This is a genomic window from Acinetobacter sp. 742879 (assembly GCF_000588535.1).
In the GTDB taxonomy this organism is placed as follows: Bacteria; Pseudomonadota; Gammaproteobacteria; order Pseudomonadales; family Moraxellaceae; genus Acinetobacter; species Acinetobacter pittii.
This window is the reverse complement of the sequence record NZ_JFYC01000009.1, coordinates 71,046-85,265: the sequence shown is the minus strand read 5'-3', so window position 1 is coordinate 85,265 and position 14,220 is coordinate 71,046. Positions and strand designations below refer to the sequence as shown.

At 40.4% G+C, this 14,220-nt stretch carries 14 protein-coding genes and 1 riboswitch; of the genes, 10 read left to right on the top strand and 4 right to left on the bottom strand.

Annotation, left to right across the window (positions count from 1 at the left end; translation table 11 throughout):
* The first annotated feature begins 190 nt into the window (after window positions 1-190).
* Entirely contained in the window at window positions 191-724 is a 534-nt protein-coding gene (locus J690_RS16425; RefSeq protein ID WP_032036976.1) for an META domain-containing protein, read from the top strand.
* Between the two features lie 28 nt (window positions 725-752).
* On the opposite strand, the gene J690_RS16420 is transcribed toward J690_RS16425, so the two are convergent.
* The 3 genes from J690_RS16420 to J690_RS16410 all read right to left on the bottom strand — a co-directional run bounded on the left by J690_RS16420 (window position 753) and on the right by J690_RS16410 (window position 4,075).
* Complete coding sequence (locus J690_RS16420) at window positions 753-1,466, bottom strand: glycerophosphodiester phosphodiesterase (RefSeq protein WP_032036974.1); 714 nt, start codon at window positions 1,464-1,466, stop codon at window positions 753-755.
* A gap of 74 nt (window positions 1,467-1,540) precedes the next feature.
* Window positions 1,541-2,119 (bottom strand): cob(I)yrinic acid a,c-diamide adenosyltransferase, encoded by a 579-nt coding sequence (locus tag J690_RS16415; protein WP_032005538.1) that lies wholly within the window; start codon window positions 2,117-2,119, stop codon window positions 1,541-1,543.
* 93 nt (window positions 2,120-2,212) lie between these two features.
* Window positions 2,213-4,075: a TonB-dependent receptor plug domain-containing protein gene (locus J690_RS16410; RefSeq protein ID WP_032036972.1), complete on the bottom strand. Its 1,863-nt coding sequence runs from the start codon at window positions 4,073-4,075 to the stop codon at window positions 2,213-2,215.
* Window positions 4,076-4,111: 36 nt separating this feature from the next.
* A riboswitch (cobalamin riboswitch) is annotated at window positions 4,112-4,318 on the bottom strand.
* A gap of 126 nt (window positions 4,319-4,444) precedes the next feature.
* Here J690_RS16410 and J690_RS16405 point away from each other — a divergent pair.
* Genes J690_RS16405 through J690_RS16390 form a run of 4 tightly spaced genes read left to right on the top strand, consistent with a single transcriptional unit; the run spans window position 4,445 to window position 7,872 of the window.
* Window positions 4,445-5,113 carry a phosphoribosylanthranilate isomerase gene (locus J690_RS16405; protein WP_032036971.1) on the top strand — a complete coding sequence of 223 codons (669 nt, stop codon included), beginning with the start codon at window positions 4,445-4,447 and terminating at the stop codon, window positions 5,111-5,113.
* Window positions 5,088-6,317, top strand: coding sequence for a tryptophan synthase subunit beta (gene trpB, locus J690_RS16400; RefSeq protein ID WP_002116129.1), 1,230 nt, complete (start codon window positions 5,088-5,090; stop codon window positions 6,315-6,317). The genes J690_RS16405 and trpB overlap by 26 nt, the downstream gene beginning before the upstream one ends.
* Window positions 6,318-6,326: 9 nt before the next feature.
* On the top strand, window positions 6,327-6,839 hold the full coding sequence (locus tag J690_RS16395; RefSeq protein WP_032036970.1) for a DUF1543 domain-containing protein: 513 nt from the start codon (window positions 6,327-6,329) through the stop codon (window positions 6,837-6,839).
* A 37-nt stretch (window positions 6,840-6,876) separates the two neighbouring features.
* On the top strand, window positions 6,877-7,872 hold the full coding sequence (locus tag J690_RS16390) for a DUF2804 domain-containing protein (RefSeq protein WP_032036969.1): 996 nt from the start codon (window positions 6,877-6,879) through the stop codon (window positions 7,870-7,872).
* Between the two features lie 8 nt (window positions 7,873-7,880).
* Here the strand turns inward: J690_RS16390 and J690_RS16385 are convergent, their stop codons facing one another.
* A complete protein-coding gene (locus J690_RS16385) occupies window positions 7,881-8,756 on the bottom strand; it encodes a metal-dependent hydrolase (RefSeq protein WP_032036968.1) in 876 nt (291 codons plus the stop codon).
* 121 nt (window positions 8,757-8,877) lie between these two features.
* On the opposite strand from J690_RS16385, the gene J690_RS16380 reads away from it, so the two are divergent.
* The 5 genes from J690_RS16380 (at window position 8,878) to J690_RS16360 (ending at window position 14,202) form a co-directional block, all read left to right on the top strand.
* Window positions 8,878-9,927, top strand: coding sequence for an AraC family transcriptional regulator (locus tag J690_RS16380; RefSeq protein ID WP_032036966.1), 1,050 nt, complete (start codon window positions 8,878-8,880; stop codon window positions 9,925-9,927).
* A gap of 246 nt (window positions 9,928-10,173) precedes the next feature.
* Entirely contained in the window at window positions 10,174-10,977 is an 804-nt protein-coding gene (gene trpA / locus J690_RS16375; protein ID WP_002116163.1) for a tryptophan synthase subunit alpha, read from the top strand.
* Window positions 10,974-11,870, top strand: coding sequence for an acetyl-CoA carboxylase, carboxyltransferase subunit beta (accD, locus tag J690_RS16370; RefSeq protein WP_002116475.1), 897 nt, complete (start codon window positions 10,974-10,976; stop codon window positions 11,868-11,870). The genes trpA and accD overlap by 4 nt, the downstream gene beginning before the upstream one ends.
* Window positions 11,867-13,153 carry a bifunctional tetrahydrofolate synthase/dihydrofolate synthase gene (gene folC, locus J690_RS16365; protein ID WP_032036964.1) on the top strand — a complete coding sequence of 429 codons (1,287 nt, stop codon included), beginning with the start codon at window positions 11,867-11,869 and terminating at the stop codon, window positions 13,151-13,153. The genes accD and folC overlap by 4 nt, the downstream gene beginning before the upstream one ends.
* On the top strand, window positions 13,144-14,202 hold the full coding sequence (locus J690_RS16360; RefSeq protein ID WP_032036963.1) for an SPOR domain-containing protein: 1,059 nt from the start codon (window positions 13,144-13,146) through the stop codon (window positions 14,200-14,202). Before folC ends, J690_RS16360 begins: the two co-directional genes overlap by 10 nt.
* Window positions 14,203-14,220 lie beyond the last annotated feature (18 nt).

Below are 14,220 nucleotides of genomic sequence, written 5' to 3'. Positions count from 1 at the left end.
AATCCTTGTGAAACAAGGTACAAAGACAAAACGACATAGCAAAACCAATCATCAAGATATATTGCTATTCTATCCTTCATATTAGCACGTGCTTAGTGAGAATCACTAGCATTATTGTACAGATGTATTGAAAGAACCGTAACAGAATTAAACTATGTCAAAGAGTTTTTCAAGCAGGAGAAGTTGTTTAATGAACGTACAACGATTGAAAAAAAAGAACAGCATTGATATTGCAAGAAAATTATCATTGAAATGTGTCTTGGTCACAATCAGTCTTGTATTAGCCGCATGTCAAAGTGCACCCGAACAAAGTACGAAAAAAGTTCAAACAAAAAGAACAGCTCATCAGACTCAAGCATCTGTTGTAAAAAAGAGAGTGAGCCCAGATGGCATTCAAGATATTGATTGGCAGATCACTCAGATCAGTGGTCATAAGGCAAAATTCTTTAACCAATGGCCAACTCTTTCACTGAACTCAGCAGTCAAAACAGTATCGGGCCATACGGGCTGTAATGCTGTTTTTGGTCGTTATACCTTTAATTTCAGTCAGCAAAAACTTGATATGCAAGTAAATGCAGGTCATTCAAGCTGTGATGGTGCTTTGGCTCAAGAAGCAGAGCTGGTAGATGCTTTGCAACGTATTCAACGCTTTCAACTCGTAGGTAATACGCTATATCTACTTGACCAGAGTGGTCAGCGCCTCATTCAGGCACAAAAGAAATAAAAGGTGGTTTTTACCACCTTTTTTATATTTATAAAGCTTGTAACATCGTGGTTGGAATATCTGTAATTAAGCCCTGAACCTCTAAATCACGCAGCCTTTTTGCTCTTTCTACATCATTTACTGTCCAGACACTGATGTTCAAACCAGCTAGATGCGATAATTGAATCATTTCATCTGTTGCAAGCTGGTCGTGCCAACCAATATGACCGCAACCATATTGATGCGCGAGTTCAATCGCTGTTGCGCCAACCGGAAGTTCAACTAACAATCCGCGTTTAAATTGAGAGTTTATATCGCGTAAAGCAGTTAGAATTTGAAGATCAAAACTTGTGATGGTTACGACTTTCTCAAAGCCCTGCAATTCCATCTCAAGCTTTTGAACGAGTTGTTCGGCTAACGCCATATCTCTTACAGCTTTAACTTCAACTTCAATATGATCGAAATTATCAAGTAAGTTTAAAACACCTTTAAGTGTAGGTGTTGGTTCAGAAGCTGGCCAATTGGGCCAGCTTTGACGATGATCGAATGACAACGCTTGAGCCAAAGTCGACTGCTCTACAACTTGATCGACTCCAGCTGTACGTAAAAAATTGTCATCATGGATCACGACCAACTCTTCGTCTTGAAGCTGACGAATATCAAATTCGACACCACGAATACCTAAGTCTTTTATGTGCTGAAACCCACCTAACGTGTTTTCAGGAGCTTCTCGGCGTGCACCACGGTGACCAATAATGCGCATAATTTTCTTCTATGAAATATTTTGACTATGGTCTCTTTAAAAAGAGCAGAGACCATGTTTAATCTAATCTATTTTTAAATAATCTCATTAATATTTTTTTGCCAAAGCACTTCTTGGCCACCCTCAGCACGCTGTAAAGCACGCGATGCGACAAATAACCAGTCAGATAGACGGTTTAAAAGTTGAAGTGCTGTAGCTTGAATATTTTGATCACGAGTTTGCACCGACATGAGTGATCGCTCTGCACGACGACAAACGGCACGAGCTTGATGAGCGTAACTGCAAGATAAGGAGCCAGACGGCAGAATAAACTCCTTAAGCATAGGCAAATCTTCATTCATACGGTCAATTTCTTTTTCAAGAAATTCAATACAAACCGGCTGGAGTAGATTGTAATTTGGAATACAAACCTCTCCACCTAAATCAAAAAGCCAATGTTGAATCAGACTTAAGCTTTTATCCCAATCAGCCTTATTAGTTACTTGGCTATCTGTGATTTGAGCACGAAGTACCCCAATAATGGCGTTGAGTTCATCAACATCACCAAGTGCCGTAATTCGTAAATCATCCTTGGCAACACGAGAACCATCGCCTAAACCAGTGGTACCTGAATCGCCTGTGCGTGTATAGATTTTGCTTAAACGGTGTCCCATGATGGATATCCTGAACATAAAAAAGGGATAATGTCGGTCAGAACATTACCCCGAAACTGGAGTTAAGAAAATATTTTTATAATAAAGTTTTGCTTAGTAGCTTAAGGTCACACCAGCTGATGCGAGGCGCCCACCGTTGACATAATAGATACCTTTGTCGTAGGAAGCAGTTTTATATTTCACATCACCCATATTTTGGATATTAGTGAAGAGTTTAATGTTTGGCGTAGCATTCCAGTAACCATTAAAGTCAACTGTTGTATAGCCAGGCGTATCTTGGTTGTAGTCCTTCGCTTTAGATTTTGCAGAAAGTGAAACACTTAAGCCATAAAGTTCGTTTTGTAAGCCAGCGCTTAAGGTAAAGCTTTGACGAGGGCGTCGTGATAACTCTTGATCTGTTTCATCATTGATGGCTTTAACATAGTTATAAGATGATTTAATAAATAAGTCATCTTTGGTCCAGTTTGCATAAACTTCGCCACCGCGCATAGATGCTTTGTCGATATTAATATTTTGATAAATAGGGAATGTATTTACCCAATCGCCATTACATACAGCTATACAGCGTGATTCAATTAAGTTGTCGATTTTAGTGTAATACGCTGAAATTCCAGTTGAAATGTTATAGTTTAGCTTCTGATCTATACCGACCTCATAAGAAATACTTTCTTCTGGTTTTAGATTTGGATTCCCCCCAGAACCATACATGTCATTAAGAGTAGGTGCTTTGAAAGCTGAACCAATGTTGGCATAGATACTTGTCAGTGGTAAAAGTTGATAACGGATAGCACCTTGTGCAACTGTATGTGTACCATATTTTTGATTATCTTCTACACGAACACCAACTTGAGTGTTTAAACCATTATTTTGATATTGGTGCTGTACAAAATAGCCTGTGCTATTAACGTCTTCATCGTAAGGTGAGCCATAAGAGACTACATCCCCATCAATATTTTGATGAGTTCCGCCTGCCAATACATTTTGAGATGAGGTGAATTGCCATTTGCCGTAAACTTCTGCCTCCTTTGTCGTACTATGTACAAAATCACTTGAACCATTTTGATCAAGTTCATCTTTAAATTGAGATAATCTTGCATTTAGAGAAATATCTGAATTGAGATTTACACGGCCACGAATATTAAGTAATTCATTTTTGAAATCTTGAGAAGTCAATGAACCATCATAACGAAAAGTATCGTATTGGCTTTTTCCTTCATTTTGTGTGTAGTCAACAGATGCCCCGAAATCTTCTTTTTCTACCCCAACTTTAGTGCTGAAGCCTTTTTGATCATAAGAGGCTTTTTTAATGTCATTACCTTTTAGATCAGTGATACGTGAACCGTCAGACTCTAAACGTTGACTGCGAACTTGCGCATAAAATCCGTTTTCGGCAAGATCTGCGCCTACAATCGATTTATAAGTTTTATTTTCACCAATTTCACCTGTCACAAATGCTGAGGTTTTTTCTGGAGTCTTTGAAATAATTTGTACAACACCACCAATAGCATCCGTACCATAAAGAACTGATGCTGGTCCTTTGAGAATTTCAATTTGTTTAATATCTGTGGTATCAATAAATGCAAGATTTGCTGCACCAGTTGAGGCAGTGTTCAGACGTGCGCCATCACGTAAAATCAAAGCATGCTCAGAATTAGTACCACGAATAAAAATTGAAGATGTTTGCCCTAAGCCACCACTTTGAACCATATTAATAGCTGCATCACTCATTAATAAGTGTGGTAATTCAGCAATAGGTGACTGTTCTACAATTTTAGGTTCAATAATAGAAATACGAGCCGGAACTTCACTTGCTTTTTCAGCACTTTTTGAAGCAGTCACTACAATTGGATCGAGCTGAGTTGCGGTAGTTGTATCTTCAGCAAAAATAGCAGGTGAACACCCCATCGCAATAGCGATAGCCCCTACTAGACGAGTAGGTTGAAAAGACTTAGACATAACATGCTCCATACATTCACCCCACGTGAATGATCGGGTAGATAGATGAAACAAGTAGGTCTCCGGACTTCAGCGCCATATTTAATTTATGGACATATTCACCTTCCCACATTACTGCAGTGGTGTAAGTCGAGAACGACTTAAAAAATATGCTTTACATTGTTACCGTTGCGGGGGCAGTGCCGGACTTTCACCAGCTTCCCTAAAGCATTAATTGCTTACACTTGCTTCCAATTTTACGCAGTATAAAGTGGCGATTTATTTCATACAATGTCATTTAGCCCAATTCCCAGAGAACTTTTACGCAAGGGGCAAAAATTGCATTACAATGGCGCTTATTTTAAGAAATGGTTGTAGTTTAGGCAGATCATGAGCCCATCAAACCAAAAACGTACACGAGCAAAAATCTGTGGAATTACTCGCATTCAAGATGTTCAGGCAGTTGTTGCTGCTGGAGCAGATGCGATTGGTTTTGTTTTTTTTCCACCAAGTCCAAGACATGTAACGGTTGAACAGGCCCAAGAATTAGCAAAAGTAATTCCACCTTATGTACAAATGGTAGGTTTGTTTGTAAATGCGAGTGCTACTGAAATTCAGGATGTACTTGATTGTGTTCCCCTAGATGTATTACAACTACATGGCGATGAAAGTCCAGAACAATGTCAGGAAATTGCTCGCCATTGTAAACGTCGCTGGTATAAAGCGATTCAGGTTAAACCTGATCTGGATGTAGTTGCTGAAATTCAAAAATATCAGGCAGCTGGTGCCAGTGCTGTATTGCTCGATGCGTGGCATCCTGAGCTCAAAGGGGGCACAGGACATCAGTTTGACTGGTCTAAATTCCCAAAACTTGATATTCCATTAATCTTGGCAGGCGGTTTAACCCCTGACAATGTCATTGACGCTATTCATACTACCGGTGCTTTTGCAGTAGATGTGAGCGGAGGCGTAGAGTCCGCAAAAGGTATAAAAGACCAACAACTCATTGAACGATTTATGCAAGGAGTCCAACGTGGATCAGCAAAACAATGTGATTGACTATACACAGTACCCAGATGCTGCAGGGCATTTCGGTATCCATGGCGGACGTTTTGTGTCAGAAACTCTAATGGCGGCATTAGAAGATTTAGAAAATCTCTATTCCCGCATGAAAAATGATGAACAGTTTTTGGCAGAATTCGACCGTGACCTCGCCTACTATGTAGGTCGTCCTAGTCCACTTTATTATGCTGAGCGATGGTCAAAAGAGTTAGGTGGTGCGCAAATTTACCTTAAACGTGAAGACTTGAACCATACAGGCTCACACAAGGTAAATAACACGATTGGTCAGGCATTACTTGCAAAGCTTTCAGGCAAAAAACGTATTATTGCCGAAACTGGTGCAGGGCAGCATGGTGTAGCAACAGCAACAATTGCAGCACGTTTAGGTCTTGAATGTGTTGTTTATATGGGTGCTGAAGATGTTAAGCGTCAAGCGATGAATGTTTATCGTATGCGTTTGTTGGGTGCTACAGTTGTTCCTGTACAAAGTGGTTCTAAAACGCTGAAAGATGCCATGAACGAAGCGATGCGTGACTGGGTAACGAATGTTGATACGACGTACTATGTGATTGGTACAGTTGCAGGCCCGCATCCATATCCTCAATTGGTTCGTGACTTCCAGTCGATTATTGGTCGTGAAGCGCGTAAACAGATTTTGGAACAAGCAGGTCGCTTACCAGATGCATTAGTTGCCTGTGTGGGTGGCGGTTCAAATGCAATGGGCTTGTTCTATCCATTCTTAAACGATGCCAACGTGAAAATGTATGGTGTTGAAGCAGCTGGTTTTGGTATTGAAACTGGTAAACACTCTGCACCATTAAATGCGGGTCACGTGGGTGTATTACATGGTAACCGTACTTACTTGATGAGTGATGAACAAGGCCAGATTATTGAGACACATAGTATCTCGGCGGGCCTTGATTATCCGGGGGTTGGTCCTGAACATAGCTTCTTGAAAGATATGAAGCGCGTAGAATACGTGCCGATTAATGATACAGAAGCTTTGCAAGGTTTTCGTGATTTAACCAAAATCGAAGGGATTATTCCTGCACTTGAAAGCTCGCATGCGATGGCCTATGTGTCTAAGCTTGCACCGACGATGTCTAAAGATCAGATTATTATTGCGACTGTTTCAGGTCGTGGTGATAAAGATTTAATGACAGTTGCACGCATTGATGGCGTAGAAATGGTTGAGATGTAAGAGGAAAAAATGCCAAGTTTGTTTATGGTTATGTTGGGCGGGCGCCATGCCCGCGCTAATACAGAAGTTCATGATGTAGTCATGGCTGTAGGGGATACTTTGGAAGAAGTGTATCCTCAACTTAAACAGGCTTGGTTTGGTGAGGCTCAAGGATTGCATATTGATGCTTGGGCCAAGCTCTCAGGAGTTAGCTCTCAAGGACAAAATTATCAAATTCACTTTACTGACGCTGCTCCACAACCAGATGATTTAAAATTATATTTAATTAATCTGGGTGGATATAATGCAAGTGAATTCGGTGAACTTCACCGTTATGAGTTTGTGGTTGCACCGAATGCGGTAGCTGCCAAACAATTAGGTAAACAATTTATAGATCGGCAGTGGCAAAAAGCACATACAGATCGAGTCATTGATATTGATGACTGCTTAGCAATAGATTGTGTAGCAGGGCGCTATATTCATTTAATAAAAGGCGATTTTGTTGAAACAATTTGGGAAAATACGTATTTGACCGTGGTATAGGTCATTTGAAATCTAATATTCATATGGAAGTGGGTAAATGGATTTAATTCAAGAAAATGGACAGCCTCGCTACGGGCGTTTTGAATCTGTACCGTCAACCATTCACGTACAACATTATATTTATAAAACCCCTTACGGTAAGGTCCTTAAAGGCTGGCGTAAGCAATTAAAATATAAAAAATTTAAATTCTGCGGCATTCAACATAAACACTATAGTATTGGTCTGGCAATTGCAGATATTGGCTGGGTTGGGCATGGCTTTTTCTATATTTATGACCATGAAACTCAGCAAGTCATCGAGTGGAATGCCATTCAGCCTTTAGGTCATAAAACCTACCTTGATGAACAGCCGTTGTTCAATCAAAGTTATTTTTCTAAATCGCCTTATCAGTTTGATATCCAGCATGCTAATGGTGTGCGATACATTCGAGTCACTAAATATGGTGAGATTCAGCTTAGCGCTCGTATTTTTTGTGCTGGAACCGATATATTAAGTTTGTGTACACCAACTGGCATCAATGGTTGGACTTATACCCAAAAGCAGACCACGCTGGGTGTAGAGGGAATGTTTATTAATAAACAAAACCAAATCGTACAATTTGATGAAAAGACATTCGCCTCTTTAGATGATACCTGCGGTTTTTTGCGACCTGAAACAGCTTGGTTCTGGCTTTCATGTAATTTTTGGGATGAGCAAGGGCGACGTATTGGTTTAAATTTAGCTTCTGGTGTTAATGAAAGTTTTGGTAATGAAAACTGCTTATGGATTAACGGAGTTTTATTTCCACTAACTGATGTTTTATTTGAAAAAGTAAATGATGAGCTTTGGCAAATTAGCTCTCTAGATCAAAAGCTTAATCTCCAAGTGCATATTGGTTGGTGCCGATATGAAAATATAAACTTAAGAATGATCGGCAGCCAGTTCAATCAGTGGCAAGCTAAAATTAGCGGCATGATTGAGCATGAGGCAACCGATATAATCAATTGTAACGAACAATACGGCTTACTAGAACAACATTATGCGAAATGGTAACAAGCAGGTTATAAACCTGCTTGCCAGAATGCCTCACCAGCTGCAATAGGATCATTTGTCTTTTCTAGTGTTTCAATCCAAACAGGATATTGACGAATGACTGGATGCTGACTTGGATGAAAGTCTTTTTTAAACCAATCTAAATATTGGTTTTTCATAGCGGTTAATGTGCCATTTTTGCCAAAGAACCAAGGTAAACCTTTAAGGTTCATCAAGAGTCTTTCTCTTGGACTAAAGCCATCACATTTCAACATGATATTTGTGCGGTAGAGTGTAAAGCCAAACATCAGTACTGTTGTAAGAACCAATACAAAACGACGAGTCGACTCAGGAACTTCACCAACTTGTTTCATGACATCAAAAGCAACATCACGGTGTTCCATCTCTTCAATGGCATGCCAAGCAAACAGTGCTCGAACATAGGGGTGAGCATTTTCCAAAGTTTTTTTATTGCTATAAAAGGTTTCTGCCATTAGTGCTGTTAAATGTTCCGCTGCCGCCGTCATCGCAATATTGTATTGCGGTGAGCGTTTAGTGAGTTCAAAACGAAAAATTCTTTTAAGTGTAGCTGTGAACTGGTCAACAGGCATGCCTTGCTCTTTCATGAGCTGATTCATTTTGTCATGTGCAATACCGTGTTGAGCTTCTTGTTTAATAAAGTCTGCAACCCGTTTTTGTAGTTCGGGATCATCAATTTTATCTCGGAACATACGGACACATTCAATAAAATAACGCTCTCCATCTGGAAAGGTTAAGCTGAGCGCATCAAACATACGAGTCAAAAAAGGATCGTTATTAAACCAAAAGCGAGGCGCTTCGTTTAAATGAAAATCCAGATCTTTACGAACCACTGGCTCGACCTGATAAGAAACATGTGCGTTCATATTTTTATTTCTCGCATCTAACATGTTCATTAGTATGTCGCTAATAGTCGGCTTTGTTTTGACAGTTATTGCCAATTTTTATACAGTTTGCGACAAGATGGCATTAAAAAAAGGATGAGCCATGCAGGATTTTACGATTTCAAATGGCTACTTTTATCTGTGGAATACTTATCTAAAAGAAAAAGGAGTCGATTGGCAGGCATTAAACCTTACAGATGTTCAGGCCCGTCAAGTTCAAAATATCTTAGCTTCATCTATTGATGCTCAATCTTCTTTAAACTTTTTTCTTGAACTTTTAGAGCTGACAGAGTCTCGTCTACAAGTTTCTAATTTAGCCCTAGAAATGGCAACTTGTATTACACCTGCCAATTTTGGTGTACTGGGATATATGGCTTCTCGAAGTGGGAGCTTTGCAGAGGTTCTTGAATATGTCATGAAATTCCATCGTCTCGTGATTGACGGTGAGCAAGTCGTGCCTATGCAAGTTGAACAAGATGCTTCTAACATTCGTTTGTATTGGCCGTTAGTTGATGCCAGTAATATCATACTTTGTGAGCTGACTTTAGCTGCTATGGTGCAGCTTGCTAAACAAATTGCTCCTTTTCATGATTTTCTCTTGCAACATGTTGAGTTCGTGCACCGTTCACGTGGTCCATTAGTTCACTATCAGCGTTTCTTTCAATGTAAATTATCATTTGAGCAACCTTACTATGCATTAACTTTTGCAAGTGAGGGATTGAATGTTCGCCCTCGACATGCAGACCCCAGCTTAATGCAACTTTTAGTGAAACAAGCAGAAGAGGCATTGGCTCAGCGGAAAATACATACAGATTTAGCCCAGCAAATACATTGGATCGTCCATGAATATTTCAAACATAAGCAACAAGCTCCGAAAATAGAGGATATTGCCATCGAGTTGAATATTTCAGTACGAAGCTTGCAGCGTCAATTACAGTCATTAAATACTTCATTTAAATTAATTTTAGATGCTGAACGCATGAAACGCTGTGAAATATTACTTCACCAAAATGAAAGCCTCACCGCAATTGCTGAACAGTTGGGATATTCGGATCAGTCGGCACTTGCACGGGCTCATAAAAATTTGACAGGACAAACTTTACTCATGCGGAAAAGGGAATTACAACTCGCCAATAAAAATATTGAGAAATAAGTTTTGTGTGATTGTTTTTTAACCAAGTGACAATCTAATAATGGCTCGAAAATAGGAAGCTTTGATCATTGAGAAAAGTTTCAAAATATTGATAAATGTACACCATGGGTTGTATGAATCATACAATCGAATATCGCCATAACGTTAGACCTGTTCAATGGACAAAAAATAGCGTTAAAATGCGATGTTCTTGTATTTCTACAAACAACTCCTCAATTTTAAATAATTCAAGGAAAGCACAACCCTATGTCACGTCTTGCCACCCGTTTTGAAAAGCTTAAGTCCCAACAACGTAAAGCGCTTGTATCTTATGTTATGGCGGGTGATCCACAGCCACAAGTAACGGTTCCGTTACTGCATAAAATGGTTGCGGCAGGAGTAGATGTCATTGAGCTTGGTTTACCATTTTCAGATCCAATGGCTGATGGTCCGGTAATTGCGCTTGCAGCTGAACGTGCGCTTGCAGCAGGGACTAATACGTTGGATGCACTCAACATGGTAAAAGAGTTCCGTGAGCAGGATCAGGAAACACCTGTGGTTTTAATGGGTTATCTGAATCCGGTTGAAGTGATTGGTTACGAGAAGTTTGTTTCTCATGCGAAACAATGTGGTGTAGATGGTTTACTACTTGTGGATTTACCACCAGAAGAGTCAAAAGAGTTTGGTGCTGTGTTGAAACAACATGATATGGACCAAATTTTCTTACTTGCGCCAACTTCTACAGATCAACGCATTCAACATGTGACAAATCAGGCAAGTGGTTTTATCTACTACGTTTCACTTAAGGGTGTAACTGGAGCAGCAACACTTGATACGGCAGAAGCTGCTGCGCGTATTCAAAAAATCAAAAATGCCACGAATATTCCAGTGGGTGTTGGTTTTGGTATTAGTGATGCCGCTTCAGCAAAAGCAATGGGTAATGTTGCTGATGCCGTGATTGTAGGTAGTGCTTTCGTTAAAAATTTTGCAACGTTGGCAGCGGATGACGCTGTTGAACAGACGGTGAGTAAAGTCAAGGAGCTTCGAGCAGCGCTCGATGAGTTAGTATGAATCAAGAAGTGAAACCAGGGAAAGTTCTTAGCCCTTCGACACCATGGACAAAACGTCCGGTTCCAGGTATTGAAGTCGCAGATGAGCAACAAATTCTCAAAGCAACATTTACTGAGCCAACGATTGAATGTCCTGAATGTCATGCACTAGTGACACGTACAGCAATTTCTTTCAATGCATATGTTTGTCCGCAATGTGACGAACACTTACGAATGAAAGCTCGTGACCGCTTGAACTGGTTCTTCGATAATGTTGTAACTGAATTGGGTCAAGAATTTACTGCTAAAGATCCATTAAAGTTTGTTGACTCTAAACCGTATCCAGATCGTATGCGTGAAGCGCAAAGCAAAACTGGTGAAACGGAAGCGTTAATTGCCATGCAAGGTAACTTAAATGGCGTAGATATGATTGCATGTGCTTTTGAGTTCGACTTTATGGGCGGCTCAATGGGTACAGTTGTAGGTGACCGTTTTGTAAAGGCTGCCGAGCTTGCAATTGAAAAACGTCAGCCATTAATCTGTTTCGCAGCTTCTGGCGGCGCGCGTATGCAAGAAGGTATGTTATCGCTTATGCAAATGGCGCGTACTTCTGCTGCGATTCAAAAATTAAAAGATGCTGGCTTACCATATATCGTTGTGTTAACACATCCTGTGTATGGTGGTGTAACAGCTTCTTTAGCAATGTTGGGTGATATTCATATTGCTGAACCTAAAGCGATGATTGGCTTTGCTGGTAAGCGTGTAATTGAGCAGACTGTACGTGAAACTCTTGAAGAACCGTTCCAACGTGCTGAATATTTGCTTGATCATGGTGTAATCGATCAGATTGTTCATCGTCATGCTTTACGTGATACTGTATCTCGACTTGTATCGAAATTGATGAACTTACCTTGAACCAACAAGCTCCACTTTCAATAGACTCTTTAGATACATGGCTCAATTATTGGAGCCATGTTCACGTTACAGGGATAGATCTTGGTCTGGAACGTGTAATTCCTGTTGCAGAAAAGCTGGGTGTAACTCAGCCTCATGCTAAAGTTTTTACAGTAGCCGGAACGAATGGTAAAGGCTCAACCACAACCACACTGGCTGCGATATTAAACGCACAAGGTTATAAAGTTGGGTTATATCAGTCACCGCATATCTATCGCTTTAATGAGCGAGTTAAGTTAGGTGGAGTTGAAGTCGATGATCAAAGTCTGATTGATGCTTTTGTTCAAGTCGATCAGGCTCGTCGCGATTGTGATTTAAGCTTATCTTTTTTTGAAGCAACCACTTTGGCTGCTTTTGTTATTTTTAAACAACAACAATGTGATGTATGGGTGCTTGAAGTTGGTCTGGGCGGGCGCTTAGATGTCGTCAATGTGATTGACCCCGACATTGCAGTAATTACTAATATTGGCCTAGATCACACAGACTGGTTAGGCGATACCATCGAAAAAATTGCTTTTGAAAAAGCAGGCATTATTCGTCCATATATTCCGGTTATCTTCGCGGGTGAGCAACCATTGCCGCAAGCAATTCAAGATAAAGCACAAAGTTCACAAGCAGACTTATATACCGTTAATCGTGATTATTTTTATAAGCTCGCAGAAGATGGACAAAACTGGTACTTTGCTTCGGAAGGAACCACTTTAAAACTTCCTTTAGGTACATTAGCGATTGAAAATATTGCAGGAGCGGTTGCGGCCATTTTAAATAGCGGACTTGAAATTTCTCAGTCAGCATTAGAAAAAGGTATTCAATCTGCTCGCTTAGCAGGGCGTTTTGAACAGCGTCAAGTGGATGGGAAGACGGTCATTTTTGATGCTGGGCACAATCCACATGGTGTTGAATTTTTGTTAAAGCAATTGCGAAATTTCTTAGAATACAATAAACAGTACACAGAAGTTGTCGCAGTATTTTCAATGCTGGCAGATAAAGATATAAAATCAGTAGTCGATTTATTGAAACCTACTGTTTTACATTGGAAAATTGCTGAATTGAATGTGCCGCGTGCTGCACCGATTCAGCAACTCAATGATGCCTTGCAAGGCCAGACAGTACAACAATATGGCAATATCAAAGAGGCTTTTAAATCAGCGCTTGAGCAAACAAATAACAATCAGCTGATTTTGGCCTGTGGTTCGTTTCATACTTTAGAAGCGATTTGGGAGTATTTGGAAGAATGTCAATGAATAACAAACAACGCTGGATGGGTGGCGTTGTTTTACTAGGAGGTGGTGTTTTATTGGCAGCATTACTTCTAAAAGGAAATGAGGAAATAAAACAGGTTGAAGCTCAACCATCCGCATCCACATCGCCAAAAACTCAAACTAAACCAAAACAGACAACTGAAGGGCAAATGGTACAACTACAACCGCTTGCGGTTGATGTTGAGACTGAAAAACGTTTGCTAGAAGAACAGCGTCGTGCTCGTGAAAAGGCCGTTGCTGAACAAGAAGCACGTGCAGCTGAGTTCTTAGCAATGCAGCAGCAAGCTGAAGCTGACGCTGCTCGTAAAGCTGCAGCAGAGTACGCTGCGATTAATGCGCGCCGTACAGCGGCTCAAGAAAGTTCAGATAATATTCCACCGGAGTTAGTAGGTGAAGCGAAAGCTAAAAACCAGCAAACCAATACGGTGAATAAAACAACTGATACTTCAAAAATAGATGCAGACAAAAAAGCTGCAGAAGCAAAACGCCAAGCAGAAGCAGACAAGAAAGCGGCTGATGCTAAGCGTCAAGCAGAAGCAGACAAAAAAGCAACTGAAGCAAAACGCCAAGCAGAAGCAGAAAAGAAAGCAGCTGAAGCTAAACGACAGGCAGAAACAGATAAAAAGGCTGCAGAAGCAAAACGCCAAGCAGAAGCAGACAAGAAAGCTGCTGAAGCCAAACGACAAGCAGAAGCTGATAAAAAAGCCTCTGATGCTAAACGAAAAGCTGAAGCTGAGAAAAAAGCTGAAGCTGAAAAAGCACGTGAACTGCTTGAAAATGGCGATAAAAAGTGGATGGTTCAAGTCGCTTTGGCTGCTAACCAAGCAAATGCAGATGCAGTTGTTTCTAAATTACGAGCTAAAGGCTATAAGGTCACTACAAGCCCAACCAGTAAGGGTATTCGTATTATGGTTGGACCTGCAAAAGACCGTGATACAGCAGATGCTGCTCGTAAGAAAATTACTTCTGATTCAAGTTTAAACATGAAATCAGCGTGGGTGATTGACTGGGTGCCGTTAGACCAACGTTAACCAAATTAAAAATTCCAC